The following is a 19634-nucleotide window of genomic DNA, read 5'->3' on the forward strand; positions in this document are numbered from 1 at the left end:
GCCGCCACCCCATCGACTCGCCCGCGAATTTCCCACCCGCCCGCGTCAATCCGCGTATCCCGGCCCGGAGCATGCCACTCTGGTGGGCGAATCAGCGGGAGGAAGAACCGATGGAAGAACTGCGCCTGGTCCGACGCGACGAGCAGTCGCTCGTCGTCGCGTCCGAGAGCGGCGAGGAGTTTCGCCTGGTCGTCGACGACACCGTGCTCGCCGAGCTCCGTCACCTCGGGCGCAAGGCCCGCTCCGGCCCCCGGGTCAACCCCCGCGAGATCCAGTCGCTGATCCGAGCAGGCAAGTCCCGCTCCGAGGTCGCCGAGACCGTCGGTGTCGAAGAGGAGGTCATCGAGCGCTACGAGGAGCCCGTCCTCGCCGAGCGCCGCTACATCCTCGAGCGCGCCCAGGCGGTTCCCGTGCGCACCGACCCGGTACGCGTCGGCCAGGACGAGTCCGTCGACGAGCCCGAACGCTTCGGCGCGGTCATCGGCGAACGCCTCATCGCGCTGAGCGCGGAGATCCCCGAATGGAGCTCCTGGCGCGACGAGGAGGCCGGCTGGATGATCGCCCTCGAGTTCATCTCGCACGACGTCGAGCACCGCGCGGTGTGGTCGTTCGAGCACCGCAAGCAGATCCTCGCCCCGCTCACCCCCGACGCCGTGTCGCTCTCGAAGCAGGGCGACGTGGGCGACCGACTGATCCCGAAGCTCCGCGCGGTCGATTCCGGCGAGGCCGGGACGACCGGACGCTTCGACGCGGAGGCTTTCGCCGGCGAGCAGGTCGAGGCGCCGGAGTCGCCCGCCGAGCCCGAGCAGCCCGTCGAAGCAGAGAAGGCCCCGCTGGATCCGGAGGCGGAGTACGAGCGCCGCCGCGGCATCGACCAGCGCGCCATCAACACCCCGCAGCCGGAGCTGACCGACCTCGGGCAGACCGCCGACCTGCTCGATGCCCTGCGCCGCCGCCGGGGCGAGCGCGACCAGGCCCTGCGCGAGAGCGCCCAGCAGGCCGCGGACACCGCCGAGGAGACGGGCCCGGCTCCCGCGCACGAGCCCGAGGCTCCCCGCGACGCGGCCCCGACGGAGCGTCTCGCGACGGTGCGCGGGCTGACTCCGGTGACGGATCGCGAGCCCTCCGCTCCCGCGGAGGCTCCGAAGGCCCCCGAGGCGAGCCCGTCGGAAACCGCATCCGCCGACGACCAGGGCCGTCAGGGATCGCGCAAGCGCCGCGCATCGATCCCGAGCTGGGACGACATCCTGTTCGGTACCCGCAGCGAGGACGATCCGGCCTAGCGGCCGCGACCCGTCCGGCGCTCCGGCTCGGCAGAGGACCTCGGAGTCCCCGGAGGGCTCAGCGCACCCGGTCGGCGACGCGCGCGAGCGCGCTCGCGAATCCGCTGCCCGCCAGCGCACCGCCGAGCCGCAGCGGGATCCCCCGCTCCTCGGCGCTCAGGCTGCCGTGCTGGCCGACCATGGCGAGCGCGCGCGGATCGTCGCCCCGCAGCGTGAACGCCACCTGCTTGCGCGCCGCGACCAGCACCTCGCCGAGCCGCGGCACGACGTCGGCGCCGGTCTCGCCGAACCAGCCGTCGGCGATCGCCGCGTCGCGCGTGCCGACCCAGGCCAGCTTGCCGAGCCGGGACTCGACCTCGCGGGCGACGGACTCCGGGTCGGCGCCGTCCTCGAGATACAGGGAGCGGAACCGCGGTTCGCCGCCGATCAGCGCGACCCCGGGGATCGGGTCCTCGTCGAGCACGATCTGCCCGTGCTGCGGCACGTCGACCATGCCGTGGTCGGCGGTGAGCACGACGCCGACGCCGCCGGGGAGCCCGCGCAGGAACCCATCGAGCGCGGCGTCGAACTGTTCGAGGCGCGCCAACCAGGCGTCGCTCCCCCAGCCCTGCTCGTGGCCGGCCTTGTCGAGCTCGTCGATGTAGAGGTACGCGAGGACCGGATCGGGTCCGCGCACCGCCTGGGACGCGAGGGCGAAGCGGTCCTCGATGCGCTGACCGCCGAGGTACTCGGCGTCCGACAGGATCGCGCTCGTGAGACCGCCGTCGGCGTGCGCAGGCCGGCCGATCGCGAGCGGCCGCGCGCCCATCCGACCGGCGAGGCCGAACAGCGGTTCGGCGCGCTGCCAGGATCGGATCGGCTCGATGCCGTCCCAATCGCGGAGCGTCGTGACCAGCCCGAGCTCGGGGTGCCGGATCCGGTATCCGATGAGCCCGTGGCTCCCGGGCAGGCGCCCCGTGGTGAGCGTGGTGAGGGCGGCGCCCGTGGTCGACGGCGCGACCGTCTCGATCCGTCGACCGGGCATCGACAGGATCGTGCGCGCGTGCCCCGCCCGCTCCTGCAGGTTGGCATGGCCGAGCCCGTCGACCACGATCAGCACCAGCGAGCGCAGCTCCGGAAGCCCCGGCAGCGGAGCGGGATCCCCGTCGGGCACCGGGGCCCCGGCGAAGGCGAGATCGAGCGCGTCGGCGGCCGTGGATCCCAGCGCGGGGGCCAGACAGGCCAACCCGGTTGGGAGAATCGCGGCCAGCCTCGCGCCGTTGTCGGTGGGCGTCGGTAGCATGACCACCATCGTATCCGCGCGATGCGCGCCCAGCCTGCAGCTGCGCGACGCCCATCGTGCGCCCCGAAGACCGAAAGGCACGTGATCGGCCCCGTGAGCGACACGACCCCAGCAGACGCGGCATCCGGCGTCGAACGGATCGAGGACATCGACATCTCGAACGAGATGGAGGCCTCGTTCCTCGAGTACGCCTACTCGGTGATCTACTCCCGCGCGCTCCCCGACGCCCGCGACGGTATGAAGCCCGTACAGCGGCGCATCCTGTTCATGATGACCGACATGGGGCTCCGCCCCGAGAAGGGTCACGTCAAGTCGGCCCGCGTGGTCGGCGAGGTCATGGGCAAGCTGCACCCCCACGGCGATTCCTCCATCTACGACGCGCTCGTGCGCATGGCGCAGAACTTCGCGATGCGCCTGCCGCTGGTCGACGGGCACGGCAACTTCGGCTCGCTCGACGACGGCCCGGCCGCCTCCCGGTACACGGAGGCCCGACTCGCGGGCGCCGCCCTCGCCATGACCGAGTCGCTCGACGAGGACGTGGTCGACTTCGTCCCGAACTACGACAACCAGATCATGCAGCCGGAGGTGCTGCCCGCCGCGGTGCCGAACCTGCTGGTCAACGGTGCGAGCGGCATCGCCGTCGGCATGGCGACCAACCTCGCCCCCCACAACCTCCTCGAGGTCGTCGAGGGAGCGAAGCACCTGCTGTTCAACCCCTCGGCGACCGTCGACGAGCTCATGGAGTTCGTGCCGGGCCCCGACCTGCCCGGCGGCGGCATCATCGTAGGTCTCGACGGCGTCAAGGACGCCTATCGCACGGGCCGCGGCGCGTTCCGCACCCGTGCCAAGGTCTCCGTCGAGCAGCTCACGGCGCGCCGCACCGGCCTCATCGTGACCGAGCTCCCCTACCTCGTCGGGCCCGAGCGCGTCATCGAGAAGATCAAGCAGGGCGTCGAGTCCAAGAAGCTCTCGGGCATCTCCGACGTGCAGGACTTCACCGACCGCAAGAACGGGCTTCGCCTCGTCATCACGCTCAAGACCGGGTTCTCCCCCGAGGCCGTGCTCGAGCAGCTCTACCGCTACACGCCGCTCGAAGACTCGTTCAGCATCAACTCGGTCGCGCTCGTCGGCGGGCAGCCGCAGACCCTCGGTCTGCGCGAGATGCTGCGCGTATTCCTCGACCACCGCGTCTCGGTCGTCAAGCGCCGCTCCGAGTTCCGGCTGCGCAAGCGGCGCGAGCGCCTCCACCTCGTCGAGGGCCTGCTCATCGCGATCCTCGACATCGACGAGGTCATCCAGCTCATCCGCACCAGCGACGACGCCGAGACCGCGCGCGGGCGCCTCATGCAGGTCTTCGACCTGTCCGAGGCGCAGGCCGAGTACATCCTCGAGCTGCGCCTGCGTCGCCTGACCAAGTTCTCGCGCGTCGAGCTCGAGGCGGAACGCGACCAGCTCCAGTCCGAGATCGAGCAGCTGCTCGAGATCCTGAGCAGCCCCGAACGCCTGCACGCCGTCGTCGCGAACGAGATGGACGCGGCGGCCGAGGCCTACGGCACCCCACGACGCACGGTCCTCACCGGTGCCGTCGCCCGGCCGACCCGAGCCGCAGCGGGTGCCGCTGCGCTCCAGGTCGCCGACACCCCCTGCACGGTCCTGCTCTCGGTCACCGGCCGCGCCCTGCGCGTCGACCGCGACCCCGAGGCGCTCGACACGGTGCGCAGCACGTCGCGCGCCACCAAGCACGGCGCGGTGCTCGTACGCGTCGATTCCACCGTGCGCGGCGAACTCGGCGCGGTGCTCAGCGACGGAACGCTGCACCGGTTCACCCCGGTCGATCTGCCGCTCGTCCCCGCAGCCTCCATCGCATTCTCGGCCGGGGTCAAGCTGACGGACTACATCGGCGTCACCGACAAGAAGCTCCGCGTCGTCGGCGTCGTGCCGCTCGACACCGAGCTGCCCATCGGGCTCTTCACCGCTCAGGGCACCGTGAAGCGCGTCGTCCTCACCGAGCTTCCGGCCAAGCCCGACTTCGAGGTCATCGGTCTCAAGGCGGGCGACGAGCTCATCGCTGCGTTCCCGGCCCCCGACGATTCCGAGTTCGCCGTCGTGGCATCCGACGCGCAGCTGCTGCGCTTCCCCGCCTCCGCGGTGCGCCCGCAGGGCCGCCCGGCCGGCGGCATGGCCGGCATCCGCCTCGGCGCCGACGCCAAGGTCGTGTTCGCGGGCGCGGTCGAGCCCGGGGTCGATGCGCGGGTCGTCACGATCGCCGACAGCTCGCTGACCCTCCCGGGGACCGACGTGGGCACCGCCAAGATCTCCGACTGGGCCGAGTTCCCCGCGAAGGGGCGCGGCACCGGCGGCGTCCGCGCGCAGCGCTTCCTCAAGTGGGAGGATCAGATCGCCTGCGCCTGGGTCGGCACGGGCGAACCCCGCGCACTGGCCGCCGACGGCGCGGCACGCAAACTGCCGGACGCTCTCGGCAAGCGCGACGGCTCGGGCCTCCCGCTCGACGGCGCAGCCGCGTTCGTCGGCACGGCGCCCTAGGCGCGCGTCAGGACAGCCCGATCAGCGCGATCCCGGCGACCACCACGCCGGCCGCGCCGATGCGCAGCACCGCGCGGTCCTGCTTGAACCGCCAGACGCTGTAGAGACTGACCAGGATCACGCTCACCTCCCGCATCGGGGCGATGAGCGCGATCGGTGCGATCTTCGTCGCGGTGAGCACGAGAATGTACGACAGCGGCGAGAGTACTCCGAAGACGAGCAGGCGACCCCACTGGCTCCGGATCACCGAGCCGAGCGACGGCCGCTCGCGCCGTCCGAGCAGCAGCATCACGCTGAAGCCCAGCACCTCGGTCACGGTGAAGCCGACGAAGTAGGCGACGGCGGGCAGCCCCGCTCGGTTCATCGAGATCGCGTCCCACACCGTGTAGCCCGCGATCGCCACACCCGTGAGCACGCCCCAGACGATCTCGGGCGGGATCCCGCGCCGCCGAGCCGGGCCGGTGCGCAGCGCAGTGCGCGGACGGCCGATCACGCCGACCGCGATCACGCCGAGCACCACCACCAATGCGCCGACGAGCGCGAGCGGGCCCGGACGCTCCCCCAGCACGAGCAGGGCGAATACGCCGGTGAGCACGGGTCCGCTGCCTCGGGCCGTCGCGTACACGGTGGTCAGGTCCCCCGCGGCGTACCCGCGCTGCAGCGCGAGCATGTAGCCGATGTGGAGCACTCCCGAACCGGCTGCGCCGACGAGGAAGGCCCAGGGGTCCGCGCCCTGCAGGCCGCCCGTGAACGGGATGACGAACGCCCAGAGGCCGCTCGCGATGACCGCGCCCCACCAGAGGAAGGGTAGGCCGGAGCCGCTGGATCCGTGCGAGACGATGTTCCAGGCGGCGTGGCAGACGGCGGCCGAGAGGACGAGGGCGATAGCGAAAGCGGACACGACGGAACCTTCCACCCGGCGCGCTGGTGCGTCGGGTTCGGTTCCTCCAGGCTTTTGTCCGTTCAGATGACGCCGAGATCCGGATCCCGGCGTGGCACCGCTCGGACCAGGCAGGCGCGCGGCCTCGGAACCCTAGGTGCTGTCGGGATCAGCCTAGCAGCGCGCGCATCGCCGGGATCCCGGGTCGGATCAGTCGGCAGGGTGCTCCGGGACCGGCGGTACGGTGGCTCCGGGACCGGCGGTACGGTGGCTCCGGGACCGGCGGTACGGTGGCTCCGGGACTGGCGACGCGGCCGCGGATCAGGCGTCGATGCGCTCGCGATCGAGGTCGTCGGCGTTCTCGACGAGGAACTCCTTGCGCGGCGCGACGTCGTTGCCCATGAGCAGCTCGAACACCTGCGCGGCCGAGTGCGCGTCCTCGACCCGAACACGCCGCAGCGTGCGGTGCGCGCGATCCATGGTCGTCTCGGCCAGCTGATCCGCGTCCATCTCGCCCAGGCCCTTGTACCGCTGGATCGGCTCCTGGTACTTCTTGCCCCGACGGCGCAGATCGGAGAGCAGGGTCTGCAGCTCCTTCTCGCTGTAGGTGTAGATCACGTCGTTCGGCTTGCGCCCGGCGTTCTGCACCACGACGCGATGCAGCGGCGGCACGGCGGCGTAGACGCGACCGGCTTCGAGCATCGGACGCATGTAGCGGAAGAAGAGGGTGAGGAGCAGGGTGCGGATGTGCGCGCCGTCGACATCGGCGTCGCTCATGAGGATCACCTTGCCGTACCGGGCGGAATCGATGTCGAAGTCGCGACCGGAGCCGGCCCCGATGACCTTGATGATCGATCCGCACTCGACGTTGTTGAGCATCTCGGCCACGGAGGCTTTCTGCACGTTGAGGATCTTGCCGCGGATGGGCAGCAGCGCCTGGTACTCGCTGTCGCGAGCGGGGCGCGCCGTGCCCAGCGCGCTGTCGCCCTCGACGATGAAGAGCTCGGTGTCGGCGATGTCGCGTGATCGGCAGTCGATGAGCTTGGCCGGCAGCGAGGAGCTCTCGAGCGAGGACTTGCGACGCGCAGTGTCCCGCTGCGCGCGCAGCGAGATGCGGGACTTCATCTCCGAGACCATCTTCTCGAGCAGGGTGCCCGTCTCGGCCTTGTCCTGCCGTCGGGTGGAGGCGAAGCGCTCCTCGAGGCCCTTCGTCATCGCGCGCGTGACGATCTGGCGCACGGCGGCCGTGCCGAGCACCTCCTTCGTCTGCCCTTCGAACTGAGGTTCGGGCACTCGGACCGTGACCACGGCGGTGAGGCCGGTGAGGATGTCGTCCTTCTCGGGCTTGTCGGAGCCGGCCTTGAGCTTGCGCGCGTTCTGCTCGATCTGCTTGCGGAAGAACCGCACGAGACCCTGCTCGAAGCCGGCCAGGTGCGTGCCGCCCTTGGGTGTCGAGATGATGTTCACGAAGGTCTGGATCTCGGTGTCGTAGCCCGTGCCCCAGCGCAGCGCGACGTCGACCTCGCAGGTGCGCTCCACCTCGCGCGAGACCAGCGCACCGCTCGCCTCGTCCATGACCGGTACCGTCTCGGTGAACGTGCCGGAGTCGGTGACCCGCCAGGTCTCGGTCAGCGCCGCGTCGACCGCGAGGAAGTCGACGAACTCGGAGATACCGCCGTCGTAGGCGAAGCGGTGCACCTGCGGCGCACCCGATTCATCGAGACCCTCGGCGCGCTCGTCGCGGATCTCGATGCCGAGGCCGGGGACCAGGAACGCGGTCTGCCGGGCGCGCGCCACGAGGGCGTCGGATTCGAACCGCGCCTCCTTCAGGAAGATCTGCGGGTCGGCCCAGTACCGCACGCGGGTGCCGGTGACGCCCTTCTTCACCTTGCCGACGACGCGCAGTTCCGAGGCGTCCTCGAACGGAGTGAACGGGCTCGACGGGCTGTCGCCGTCGAAGATGCCCGGCTCGCCGTGCCGGAACGACATCGCCCAAGTCTTGCCGTCGCGATCGACCTCGACGTCGAGCCGGGACGAGAGAGCGTTGACCACGGAGGCGCCCACGCCGTGCAGGCCGCCGGAACTGGCGTAGCCGCCGCCGCCGAACTTTCCGCCGGCGTGCAGCTTCGTGTAGACGAGCTCGACGCCGGTGAGCCCGCTGCGGGGCTCGATGTCGACGGGTACGCCACGCCCACGGTCGTTCACCGTCACGCTGCCGTCGGCGTGCAGCACGACCCCGATCTCGGAGCCGTGGCCGGCCAGGGCCTCGTCGACGGAGTTGTCGATGATCTCCCAGAGGCAGTGCATGAGGCCGCGCGAATCGGTCGTGCCGATGTACATGCCCGGCCGTTTGCGAACGGCCTCGAGCCCTTCGAGCACGGTGAGATGGCGGGCGGAATAGCTCGACTCGGCCACGGTTGCGGCACCTCTTTCTCTGGGGACGGATCTACTGTAGGCGAGACCTCCGACACCGGGGCGCCGATCCCCCGGCGCGTGCCGAAAACGAGCCGTTGAACGGCCGCTGAACGCTGCAGCGGCGCCCGCGGGCTACGCGGTCAGCGAAACGGTCACCGAATCGGGCCGATTCCCGGGGTTCGCGTGCTTTGATGGGAGCACCAAACACGTACGGGAGGTAGCCATGACGACACTCGAGCAGGATCGCACCGAGGCCCAGGCCCGGGCGGATCGTCCCCTCGACGCGCTCGACCGCTGCGACAGCTGCGGCGCCCAGGCGTACGTGCGCGCGATGCTGAACGGCAGCGAGCTGCTGTTCTGCGCGCATCACGCCCGCAAGCACGAGGAGAAGCTCCGCCCGATCGCCGAGGTCTGGCACGACGAGACCGCGCGCCTGAACGCGTAGCGGTTCGCACGGACCGCCATCCGCGAGGATCGGCGGACAACGGAAAAGCCCCGGCCGGAGCCGGGGCTTTTCTCGTGTCTGGCGGCCTACTCGAGGTAGTCGCGCAGCTGCTGCGACCGCGAGGGGTGGCGCAGCTTCGCCATGGTCTTCGACTCGATCTGGCGAATGCGCTCGCGCGTCACACCGAAGGTGTCGCCGATCTGGTCGAGGGTCTTCGGCATGCCGTCGCCCAGGCCGAAGCGCATGCGGATCACGCCGGCCTCGCGCTCCGAGAGCGAATCGAGCAGCTGCTCGAGCTGCTGCTGCAGCATCGTGAAGCCGACCGCGTCGGCCGGAACGACCGCCTCGGTGTCCTCGATGAGGTCGCCGAACTCGCTGTCGCCGTCCTCGCCGAGCGGGGTGTGCAGCGAGATGGGCTCGCGACCGTACTTCTGCACCTCGACGACCTTCTCGGGGGTCATGTCGAGTTCGCGGCTCAGCTCCTCGGGAGTGGGCTCGCGGCCCAGGTCCTGCAGCATCTGGCGCTGCACGCGGGCGAGCTTGTTGATGACCTCGACCATGTGCACCGGGATGCGGATGGTGCGCGCCTGGTCGGCCATGGCTCGCGTGATCGCCTGACGGATCCACCAGGTGGCGTAGGTCGAGAACTTGAAGCCCTTGGTGTAGTCGAACTTCTCGACCGCACGGATCAGGCCGAGGTTGCCCTCCTGGATCAGATCCAGGAACTGCATGCCGCGACCGGTGTAGCGCTTCGCGAGCGAGACGACGAGGCGGAGGTTGGCGCCGAGCAGGTGGCTCTTCGCGCGCTGACCGTCGCGTGCGACCCACTTCAGCTCGCGCTCGAGCTTCTTGGGCAGGCCCTTCTCGGTCGCCAGCTTCTCCTCGGCGAACAGACCGGCCTCGATGCGCATCGCGAGCTCGACCTCTTCGGCCGCGTTCAGCAGTGCGACCTTGCCGATCTGCTTCAGGTAGTCCTTGACCGGGTCGGCGGTGGCGCCGGGGATCGCGGTCGTGACCGTCGGCACGTCCTCATCGTCGGAGTCCTTGATCCGGATCGCGCCGGTCGGCAGCTGCACGGCCGGGACGACCGGGATCGCCGCGGTGTCGGTGGAGACGACCTCGTCGGTGTCGGGGGCGAGAGCGGCCTCCGCGACGGGATCCGGCTCCTTCGGGGCGCGCTTGCGCGTCGCCGGCTTCTTCGCCGCGGGCTTCTTCGCAGCAGCGGTCTTGGCAGCGGCCGTCGACTTCTCGGCAGGAGCCTTCGTCGTAGCGGCCTTCTTGGTCGCGCTCGCCTTCGTGGTCGCGGCCTTCTTGGCAGCGCTCTTCGGCGCTTCCGTCTCGGTCGCGTCCTCAGCCGAAGTGGCACGAGTCTTGGTGGTGGGTGCAGTGGCCACGCAGCCGCCTCTCTGTGTCGAGATCCTCCGTGTGCGAATCGTGCGATTTTCGCAAAACATGCACACAGCGTGAAAACCCATGTCAAGCCCGGCGTATTCCCGCGCACGCGCGAGAGCCGGATTGAATGGGCTGTGCTGCAATTATTGCACGCGCGCGGGCAGGTTCCTGACCATTCCGATCGAGTTCAGCGCCCAGCGAAATCATCGCGCCGTGTCGGGGACCGCTCAGACGAGGCCGGGGCCTCCCGGAGCGCCGCCTCCCGGGGCTCCGCCGGTTCCGGGATCCCGCTGCTCGCGCAGGAACCGCTCCAGCTCGCTCGCGAGCTGGTCCGCGGTCGGGAGGGATCCGTCCTCGCTCACGAGCGGCGAGCGGGTGGTCTGATCCTCCATGTACTCGTCGTAGCGCACCTCGAGGTTCCGCACCATCTCGGTCGACTCCTCGTTCTCGGCGATCTGCGTGTCGACCTGGATGTTGAACGCACGGGCCGCCTCGCGGACCTCGTCGGTCGGCAGGATCAGCCCGCTGGCGGCCATGATCCCGTCGAGCGCGGCGAGCAGCACGTCGGGGTTCTCGGTGTTCGCGAGGTAGTGCGGTACCAGGAAGGCGAATCCGACGACGTCCTCGCCGAGCGAGTGCAGTCGGTATTCGAGCACGTGGCCGGCCGAGGCGGCGAGCTTGGTCGTCGGCTTCCAGACGGATCGCGCCTCGATCAGGTCGTCGCGGCTGCCGCTCACGGTGGCTCGGATCGGGCGGGTGTGAGGCACGGGCATGGGGATCGCGTGCGTCCAGACCGTGGTCGAGACCTCGAACTCGTGCACCAGCATGAGCACGGCGTCGATGAACTGCTCCCAACGGAAGTCGGGCTCGTAGCCGCTGAGCAGCAGGAACGGTGCGCCGAGCTCGTCGTGCGCGAGCGCGAGCGAGAGCTCCTCGGGCGCGTAGTCGACCAGGTGGTCCTCGACGAAGGTGATGACCGGTCGGCGCGCGCGGTAGTCGAGCAGCAGGTCGGCGTCGAAGCGCACGATCTCCTGCGGCTCGGTGCGCTCCCAGAGGTACTCCTCGAGCTGCGCGACCACGCCCCCGGCGTCGCTGATGCCGCGCAGGGCGACCAGGAGCGGGAGGCCCTTGGGGACGGTCGCGCGGCGCTCTGCGTACTCTGCGGAGAAGATCGAATCGGTCACGGCTCCATCCTACGGAGCGGGCCCCCGCGACGGGCGGGCCGAGCGCATGCCCAGAGCGAACGTCCCCGGGCGTCACCGAATGGCCTGGTGGGCACGGAGGAGTAGTAGGCTGGTGAGCCGTGGACCGATCACGCGTCGGCCCGCTCTTTCGAATGCGACCCGAGGGAGATCCCACTTGGCCGATCAGCAGTTTGACATCGTCGTTCTCGGAGGCGGCAGCGCCGGGTACGCTGCAGCCATCCGAGCGAGACAGCTCGGCTTCACCGCCGCAGTCATCGAGAAGGACAAGCTGGGCGGCACCTGCCTCCATCGCGGCTGCGTCCCGACCAAGGCGCTGCTGCACTCCGCCGAGATCGCCGATGTGGCGCGCGAGGGCGAGGCGTACGGCGTGCTGTCGAGCGTCGCCGGCATCGATATGGCCGGCGTGACGAAGTTCCGCACCAACCTGGTCGCCGGAAAGCACAAGGGCCTGCAGGGCCTGCTCAAGGCCAACGGCATCACCGTCATCGAGGGCGAGGGCCGTCTGGTCGCCGCGAACACCGTGCAGGTGGGCGCCGACCGCATCATCGGCAAGAACGTCGTGCTCGCGACCGGCTCCTACTCGCGGAGCCTCCCCGGCCTCGAGATCTCGGGCCGTGTGATCACCAGCGAGCAGGCGCTCGAGCTCACCGAGGTCCCGAAGCGCGTCGTCATCCTCGGCGGCGGCGTGATCGGCGTCGAGTTCGCGAGCGTCTGGCGCTCGTTCGGCGCCGACGTCACCATCGTGGAAGGCCTGCCCCACCTCGTTCCCAACGAGGAGGAGTCGGTCTCGAAGCAGCTCGAGCGCGCATTCCGCAAGCGCGGCATCGATTTCAAGCTCGGCGTCCGCTTCCAGGGCGTCACCCAGGACGCGAACGGCGTCACCGTCACCCTCGAGGACGGCACGACCATCCCCGCCGACTACCTGCTGGTCGCGGTCGGCCGCGGTCCCGTCACGCAGGGCATCGGCTACGAAGAGGTCGGCATCTCGATGGATCGCGGCTTCGTCCTGACCGACGAGCGTCTCGCGACGAACGTGCCCGGCGTCTACGCCGTCGGCGACATCGTGCCCGGCCTGCAGCTCGCGCACCGCGGCTACCAGCAGGGCATCTTCGTCGCGGAGGAGATCGCGGGTCTCAACCCCGTCGTGGTCCAGGACGTCAACATCCCCAAGGTCACCTACTGCGATCCCGAGATCGCATCGGTCGGCCTCACCGAGGCGAAGGCCAAGGAGCAGTACGGCGACGACAACGTCACCGCGTACGAGTACAACCTGGCCGGGAACGCCAAGAGCTCGATCCTCGGCACCGCCGGCACCGTCAAGGCGGTCCGGGTGAACGACGGCCCCGTGGTCGGCGTGCACATGATCGGCGCCCGTGTCGGCGAACTCGTCGGCGAGGCCCAGCTGATCGTGAACTGGGAGGCCTACCCCGAGGATGTCGCTCCCTTCATCCACGGCCACCCCACGCAGAACGAGACCATCGGCGAGACCATGCTGAAGCTCGCCGGCAAGCCGCTGCACGCCATCTGAGCGCGGCACGAGAATTACGAACGAAACGGAGACAACGTCATGAGTGAATCGGTCGTCCTCCCCGCACTGGGCGAGAGCGTCACCGAGGGGACGGTGACCCGCTGGCTGAAGAACGTCGGTGACACCGTCGCAGTCGACGAGCCGCTGCTGGAGGTGTCCACCGACAAGGTCGACACCGAGGTCCCCTCCCCCATCGCGGGGGTGCTCGAGGAGATCCTCGTGCAGGAGGACGAGACGGCCGAGGTCGGCGCGGTGCTCGCACGCATCGGAGACGGGAGCGGTTCCGCTGCGGCTCCGGCCGCCCCGGCGGCCGAGCCCGTCGCGGCGCCCGCAGCTCCGGAGCCCGTGGCGGCGCCCGCCGCTCCGGCCGAGCCCGTGGCGGCCCCTGAGCACGTCGCGGTTCCTTCGACCCCCACCGCGCCCGCCGATGGCCAGGAGGTCGTGCTCCCCTCGCTCGGCGAGAGCATCACCGAGGGCACCGTGACCCGCTGGCTGAAGAGCGTCGGCGATTCGGTCGAGGTCGACGAGCCGCTGCTCGAGGTCTCCACCGACAAGGTCGACACCGAGGTCCCGTCGCCCGTGGCCGGTGTGCTGCAGGCGATCCTGGTGCAGGAGGACGAGACCGTGGAGGTCGGCGGCGCGCTCGCGCGCATCGGCTCCGGCGCGGCGGCCCCGGCCGCTCCCGCGGCTGCACCGGCTCCGGCTGCTGCTCCGGCCGCACCCGCACCCGCTCCCGCAGCGGCACCCGCTCCCGCAGCGGCTCCCGCTCCCGCAGCGGCTCCCGCTCCCGCAGCCGCTCCCGCTCCCGCAGCCGCTCCGGCGGCAGCTCCGGCTCCGGCGGCTCCCGCAGCACCGGCCGCACCCGCGGTTGACCCCGCCGCGGCCGGCTACGTCACCCCCATCGTCCGCAAGCTCGCGCACCAGCACGGTGTCGACCTCGCGACGATCGCGGGCACCGGCGTGGGCGGACGCATCCGCAAGGAGGACGTGCTCGCCGCTGCGAAGCCTGCTGCCGCGGCACCCGCCGCGCAGGCCGCACCCGCGGTTCAGGCTCCGGTCGCCGAGGTGTCCCCGCTGCGCGGTACCACGCAGAAGATGAGCCGCCTGCGCAAGGTGATCGCCGATCGTGCGGTCGCTTCGCTCCAGTCGACGGCTCAGCTGACCACCGTGGTCGAGGTGGATGTGACCCGTGTGGCGCAGCTGCGCCAGGCCAAGAAGGACGAGTTCCTCGCCAAGACCGGCGCGAAGCTCTCCTTCCTGCCGTTCTTCGCCCTGGCCGCGGCCGAGGCGCTGCGCACCTACCCGATCGTCAACTCGACGGTCGACGGTGACAGCATCGTCTACCCCGACCACGAGAACATCAGCATCGCCGTCGACACCGAGCGCGGTCTGCTGACCCCGGTCGTGCGCGACGCCGGCGAGAAGAACATCGCCCAGCTCGCTCTCGACATCGCCGATCTTGCTGCGCGTACCCGCGACAACAAGCTGACGCCGGACGAGCTCTCGGGCGGCACCTTCACGCTGACCAACACCGGTTCGCGCGGAGCGCTCTTCGACACCCCGCTCGTGTTCCTGCCCCAGTCGGCGATCCTCGGCACCGGCGCGGTCGTCAAGAAGCCCGCGGTGGTCTCGGGCCCCGAGGGCGACGCGATCGCGATCCGCTCGACGGTCTACCTGGCGCTGTCCTACGATCACCGCACCATCGATGGCGCCGACGCCGCCCGCTTCCTCACCCAGATGAAGCAGCGCCTCGAGGCAGCCGACTTCGTGGGCAACCTCGGGATCTGATCCCGCATCGCGAAATCCGCTCCGGCTGATCCCATCGCGATGACCGGCTTCGGGCCGCGGCACTCCTCGGAGGCCGCGGCCCGAAGTCGTTCCGGCGCGGTCTCGCGGCTCCCGCGCTGTCCGCGCAGCCCGAACGATCCCGCTCCACAACGCCCGAACCCCGGCCATCGCCTTCGCCGGAATCACGGCCTCGCCCTTTCAGGCGGAGCCGGTGGACGGATACTGATCCGCTCGGAGAGCGCGCTCTCGACCGCTTCGCGCGCCATCGCCCGGCTCCAGCCCGAGGTGCGGGTCGACTCCCGCAGCGCGGTCACCGCGTCGGAAACCGCCTCGGCGAGGTACTCGGCGCACCCCGGCGGACTCCACTGCTCGATGAGGCTGCGCAGAGACTGCTCCGGAATACCGATCAGGGAGCAGTAGGCTCCGTGCCCGGCCCGTTCGTGCTGCAGGCCGGCCCGCACCGCGCGACGATGCGCCCGCGCTCCTCGTGCCGGAAGTCGCCGGCACTCGCTCCCGACGAACTCCAGGTCCGCCGGCCCGATCGGCCCGAGGCACCACCCCGCCGCTCGGGACTCGATCGCCACCGCGCAGAGGCGGAGCACCCGCCAGGCCGTCTCGGCAGCTCGAATCGGCGGGCCGGAAGGGCGCCCGCGGCCGCGAAACCTGCGGAGCAGCTGTTCCGGGAACACCGAGAACGACGAGTGGGACGACGGACGATCCATGTGCGTGCCTCCTGAGGAATCGGACCGGCGCTGCCGGTGAAGAACGCTCATCATCCCGCGCGCCGGGACGCTCCGAAGCGCTTCGCACCGTGCCCGGATCGCCCAGGGCGTAACTCGGCCGTGAATGCACGCTGTGAGGGGTGAATCGGACACGCCCGCGCACGGTATCCTGGGAGGTATGGCCAAAGAGCAGAAAACTCCAGCGAAGAAGGAGCCCGGTCGCATCCGGCAGATGGTGCAGATCTATCGCACCACCAAGGTGCAGGATCGCAACCTGCCCTACATCATGCTGCTCTGCTTCATCGCGCCGATCCTCGTCGCGGTGCTGCTCGCGTTCCTCCTGAACAACAGCATCTTCGGCTGGATCATGTGGCCGCTCACCGGCATCCTGGTCGGCCTCCTGATCGCGATGATCGTGCTGGGCCGCCGCGCCGAAGCGGTCGCCTACCGTCAGATCGAGGGCAAGCCCGGTGCGGTCGGCGCGGTCGTGCAGGGCGCACTGCGTCGCTCGTGGCGTGGATCCGAGGTGCCGATCGCGATCACCCGCAGCCAGGACGCGATCTATCGCGTCATCGGTCGCGGCGGCGTCGTGCTCATCGCCGAGGGCTCCGCTCAGCGCACCAAGCGCCTCCTCATCGACGAGGAGCGCAAGGTGAAGCGCGTGCTTCCCAACGTCAAGATCACCCAGCTCTACGTCGGTACCGACGAGGGCGGCATCCCCGTGTCGAAGCTGAACCGGTCGCTCGCCAAGATCAAGCCGACCCTGCGTCGCAACGAGGTGCAGGCCGTGTTCAACCGCCTCTCCTCGCTGCAGGGCACTCCCGTCGGCATCCCGAAGGGCATCGATCCGAACAAGGTGCGCGCGCAGCGTCCGCGCTGATCCACCGCTTCTCGCATGGCGGCTCCGACTTCGGTCGGGGCCGCCATTCGCGTATTCGGGGCACGGTGCCCGGTGTTCAGAAGGAGATCCGCCTTCAATAGGAGAGACCGCCGGGATTCGTCCTTCTGACGCCGGATCTCCTTTGGAATCGGAGACACCACCGCGCACGCCGAGGCGCAGGGCGGAGCAGGATGACCCGCTACGCCCGGATGAGCACCGTTCCGGCGATCTTGTCGTGGAAGCCGCGCTGGTCCGAATCCCACACGAGCACGGGGATGACGAGGAGCAGCAGGACGGTGCGCACGACCGGGCGCCATGCGCCGATCCAGCCGCCCGTCAGCGGTACGACGCGGAGCCCCATGATCCGGTGCCCGATCGACCCGCCGATGGTGGGGATGAACAGGATCTGCATGAGCCCGAAGATGCCGAGCGTGATGAAGGAGGTCGCGGGCCCCTGCGGGAAGAGCAGCGAGATCAGCGTCGCGATGGCCCAATCGATGGCGATCGCGGCGAAGCGCCGACCGATGCGTCCGACGGAGCGCTGCCCCTCGGCGGGAAGGCCGAGACGCTCCCCCGGCCACTTGCTCGGTTCGAGGTCGCCGAAACGTTGCGGGGCGGTGGGAGCGGGCATGGGATCCAGTCTATCGAGCCGCCGAACCGTAACACGCAGGAAACATTGGACACATGTTTCGGAAACGATGCTCTTCTAAAGTGGAGGGAGCACGGTGCAGAACGCGCGTGCGAAGCGCGGACCGACCGCACGGCGTCGGCCCGCCACGACTCTGAGGAGCAGCATGTTTCAGACCCCGCAGGAAGTCATCGACTTCATTCGAGACACGGACGTCAAATTCCTGGACATCCGGTTCACCGACCTCCCCGGGGTGCAGCAGCACTTCAACATCCCCGCGGCGACCGTGGATCTCGACTTCTTCGAGGTCGGCCAGATGTTCGACGGCTCCTCGATCCGCGGGTTCGCCGGCATCGCCGAATCCGATCTGCAGCTGATCCCCGACGTCACCACCTCGTACATCGATCAGTTCCGCGCCGAGCGCACGCTGATCATGCTGTTCGACATCTTCAACCCGCGCACGGGCGAGATCTACTCGAAGGATCCCCGCCAGGTCGCGAAGAAGGCCGAGCGCTACCTCGCATCGACCGGCATCGCCGACACCGCGTTCTTCGCGCCGGAGGCCGAGTTCTACATCCTCGACTCGGTGCGCTACGAGACGACCCCGCAGCGCACCTTCTACGAGATCGATTCGGAAGAGGCACACTGGAACTCGGGTCGCAAGGTCGAGGGCGGCAACCTCGGCAACACGACCGCGCTCAAGGGCGGCTACTTCCCCGTCTCCCCCGTCGACAAGCAGGCCGACCTGCGCGACGACATCTCGCTGCGCCTCATCGACGCCGGCCTGCAGCTCGAGCGCTCCCACCACGAGGTCGGCGCACCCGGCCAGGCCGAGATCAACTACCGCTTCAACACCCTCGTCTCCGCTGCCGACGACGTGCTGAAGTTCAAGTACATCGTGAAGAACACGGCCGAGCTCTGGGGCAAGACCGCGACCTTCATGCCGAAGCCCGTCTTCGGCGACAACGGTTCGGGCATGCACACCCACATGTCGCTCTGGAGCGGCGGCGAGCCGCTGTTCTACGACGAGGCCGGCTATGCGGGTCTGTCGGACATCGCCCGCTGGTACATCGGCGGCATCCTGCACCACGCGCCGTCGCTGCTCGCGTTCACGAACCCGACCATCAACAGCTACCGCCGCCTGGTCAAGGGGTACGAGGCTCCGATCAACCTCGCCTACTCGGCGGGCAACCGCTCGGCGGCCGTGCGCATCCCGCTGACCGGCTCGAACCCGAAGGCGAAGCGCATCGAGTTCCGCGCACCCGACGCCTCGGGCAACCCCTACCTCGCGTTCGCCGCGCAGCTCATGGCGGGCCTCGACGGGATCCGCAACCGCATCGAGCCGCTCGCGCCGATCGACAAGGACCTCTACGAGCTGCCCCCGGAGGAGGCCAAGAACATCCCCCAGGTGCCGACCTCGCTCGAGGCAGCGCTCGAGGCCCTCGAGGCCGACCACGCCTACCTGCTCGAGGGCGGCGTGTTCACCGAGGAGCTGATCCAGACCTGGATCGACCTCAAGCACGACCTGGAGATCCGTCCGATGTCGGTGCGCCCGCACCCGTACGAGTTCGAGCTCTACTACGGGGTCTGATTCCGGGAAGTTCTCCGGCGCCGGTCTCGTGGCCTGTGAACCCAGTGATTGACTGAGTCCCAGACGGCGAATGCCGTCTGGGACTCAGTCAATATTCGGACGTTTAGGGACGTCTACTGGGAGTAAACGGACGGAAATTCGGACGCTTCCAGGCGACCTCAATGACCGTTTCGCACGGCTCCGCTCCCGGGGCTTGTCTTCGGGCCCCTGCCACAGTCAGGGTCAGCTCCGCGTGATTCGTTCTGGGTTTCGTTCCGCCCTTTCCCTTTGGAGGATCGGGGTATGCCAGGACCGTATCCGGACGAGTTCCGCCAGCGCGCGCTGCGAATGCTGAGCGAGGCTCACCCCGATCACAAGACCGATCACGCCGCGATCAAGCACGTCGCCGCGAATCTCGGCATTAACCCCGAGACGCTTCGGCTGTGGAAGAAGCGCCTCGATGTCGACGAGGGCCATCAGCCGGGAACCTCGAGTGAGGCGCAGGCCAAGATCAAACGCTTGAGGATGTAGGTCACTGAGTTGGAAAAGGCGAACGAGATCCTGAGGTCTGCGACCATGTTTCTCGCAACGGAGCTCGGCCGCCCCTCGTTGAGATGATCGCGTTCGTCGATATAATGCGTGATCGTTTAGGGGTCGAGCTCGTCTGCCGTGTGATGCGGCAAGCCTAGGTGGGGTTCCTCACCGCCCGCGGATACGGAGCCGCGAAAGAGCGCCCGGCATCTGTGCAGCGGTCGTGGCACGAGCTGCTGATCCCGGAGATTCGTCGGCTGCATTCGGAGGAGTCCTGCGTCTACGGTGTCCGGAAGATGTATGCGCTGCTGCGCCGGCAAGACTGGATCCTTGGCCGTGACCAGACTGGCCAGCTTATGCGGCTGGCCGGGGTCCGCGGGGAGAAGCGTTCGAAGAAGGTCTTCACCACGAAGACGGAGCCGACCTCAACAAGAACTCTGCGCGCGATCAGGCTCAGTGTGAAACACCTAGCGGAGCATTTCAGCCTTCACCGAGCGACTATCTGGCATCAAACTCGCACGTAATGCGCCTGAGACTCATT

The 19634-nt window shown here is 69.4% G+C and carries 15 protein-coding genes; 9 read left to right on the forward strand and 6 right to left on the reverse strand.

All coding sequences use genetic code 11. The features are described 5' to 3' along the window. The first annotated feature begins 110 nt into the window (after window positions 1-110). Window positions 111-1283 (forward strand): septation protein SepH, encoded by a 1173-nt coding sequence (gene sepH / locus ABD169_RS10665; protein WP_344032107.1) that lies wholly within the window; start codon window positions 111-113, stop codon window positions 1281-1283. Between the two features lie 58 nt (window positions 1284-1341). Here sepH and ABD169_RS10670 read toward each other — a convergent pair whose 3' ends face one another. Then, window positions 1342-2565, reverse strand: coding sequence for an alkaline phosphatase family protein (locus tag ABD169_RS10670; RefSeq protein ID WP_344032109.1), 1224 nt, complete (start codon window positions 2563-2565; stop codon window positions 1342-1344). Between the two features lie 93 nt (window positions 2566-2658). On the opposite strand from ABD169_RS10670, the gene ABD169_RS10675 reads away from it, so the two are divergent. Beyond that, a complete protein-coding gene (locus ABD169_RS10675; RefSeq protein ID WP_344032111.1) occupies window positions 2659-5109 on the forward strand; it encodes a DNA gyrase/topoisomerase IV subunit A in 2451 nt (816 codons plus the stop codon). Between the two features lie 7 nt (window positions 5110-5116). Here ABD169_RS10675 and ABD169_RS10680 read toward each other — a convergent pair whose 3' ends face one another. Then, window positions 5117-6010 (reverse strand): EamA family transporter, encoded by an 894-nt coding sequence (locus ABD169_RS10680; protein ID WP_344032113.1) that lies wholly within the window; start codon window positions 6008-6010, stop codon window positions 5117-5119. Between the two features lie 300 nt (window positions 6011-6310). Further along, window positions 6311-8404 carry a DNA gyrase/topoisomerase IV subunit B gene (locus ABD169_RS10685; protein ID WP_046455084.1) on the reverse strand — a complete coding sequence of 698 codons (2094 nt, stop codon included), beginning with the start codon at window positions 8402-8404 and terminating at the stop codon, window positions 6311-6313. Between the two features lie 223 nt (window positions 8405-8627). On the opposite strand from ABD169_RS10685, the gene ABD169_RS10690 reads away from it, so the two are divergent. Continuing rightward, window positions 8628-8849 (forward strand): DUF7455 domain-containing protein, encoded by a 222-nt coding sequence (locus ABD169_RS10690; RefSeq protein WP_046455085.1) that lies wholly within the window; start codon window positions 8628-8630, stop codon window positions 8847-8849. Between the two features lie 86 nt (window positions 8850-8935). Here ABD169_RS10690 and ABD169_RS10695 read toward each other — a convergent pair whose 3' ends face one another. Beyond that, complete coding sequence (locus tag ABD169_RS10695) at window positions 8936-10243, reverse strand: RNA polymerase sigma factor (RefSeq protein WP_344032115.1); 1308 nt, start codon at window positions 10241-10243, stop codon at window positions 8936-8938. A gap of 225 nt (window positions 10244-10468) precedes the next feature. Continuing rightward, entirely contained in the window at window positions 10469-11425 is a 957-nt protein-coding gene (locus ABD169_RS10700) for a proteasome assembly chaperone family protein (protein WP_046455087.1), read from the reverse strand. 175 nt (window positions 11426-11600) lie between these two features. Between ABD169_RS10700 and lpdA the strand changes: the two genes are divergently transcribed. The 3 genes from lpdA (at window position 11601) to ABD169_RS10715 (ending at window position 16364) form a co-directional block, all read left to right on the forward strand. Then, complete coding sequence (gene lpdA, locus ABD169_RS10705) at window positions 11601-12974, forward strand: dihydrolipoyl dehydrogenase (protein ID WP_046455088.1); 1374 nt, start codon at window positions 11601-11603, stop codon at window positions 12972-12974. 39 nt (window positions 12975-13013) lie between these two features. Then, window positions 13014-14762, forward strand: a complete 1749-nt coding sequence (sucB, locus tag ABD169_RS10710) for a 2-oxoglutarate dehydrogenase, E2 component, dihydrolipoamide succinyltransferase (protein ID WP_344032118.1) — start codon at window positions 13014-13016, stop codon at window positions 14760-14762. A 900-nt stretch (window positions 14763-15662) separates the two neighbouring features. Beyond that, window positions 15663-16364 (forward strand): DUF4191 domain-containing protein, encoded by a 702-nt coding sequence (locus ABD169_RS10715; protein WP_046453827.1) that lies wholly within the window; start codon window positions 15663-15665, stop codon window positions 16362-16364. 199 nt (window positions 16365-16563) lie between these two features. Here ABD169_RS10715 and ABD169_RS10720 read toward each other — a convergent pair whose 3' ends face one another. Then, window positions 16564-16995 carry an RDD family protein gene (locus ABD169_RS10720; protein WP_046453826.1) on the reverse strand — a complete coding sequence of 144 codons (432 nt, stop codon included), beginning with the start codon at window positions 16993-16995 and terminating at the stop codon, window positions 16564-16566. Window positions 16996-17158: 163 nt separating this feature from the next. Here ABD169_RS10720 and glnA point away from each other — a divergent pair, with 163 nt between their 5' ends. The 3 genes from glnA (at window position 17159) to ABD169_RS16190 (ending at window position 19617) form a co-directional block, all read left to right on the forward strand. Beyond that, the gene (gene glnA / locus ABD169_RS10725) at window positions 17159-18583 is read left to right on the forward strand and encodes a type I glutamate--ammonia ligase (protein ID WP_046453825.1); all 1425 of its coding nucleotides are present in this window, start codon (window positions 17159-17161) and stop codon (window positions 18581-18583) included. A gap of 282 nt (window positions 18584-18865) precedes the next feature. After that, window positions 18866-19093 (forward strand): transposase, encoded by a 228-nt coding sequence (locus ABD169_RS10730; protein ID WP_344032122.1) that lies wholly within the window; start codon window positions 18866-18868, stop codon window positions 19091-19093. 212 nt (window positions 19094-19305) lie between these two features. After that, the gene (locus ABD169_RS16190) at window positions 19306-19617 is read left to right on the forward strand and encodes an IS3 family transposase (protein WP_425560969.1); all 312 of its coding nucleotides are present in this window, start codon (window positions 19306-19308) and stop codon (window positions 19615-19617) included. The last annotated feature ends 17 nt before the right edge of the window (window positions 19618-19634 follow it).

The organism is Leucobacter iarius (assembly GCF_039530105.1).
Taxonomy (GTDB): Bacteria; Actinomycetota; Actinomycetes; order Actinomycetales; family Microbacteriaceae; genus Leucobacter; species Leucobacter iarius.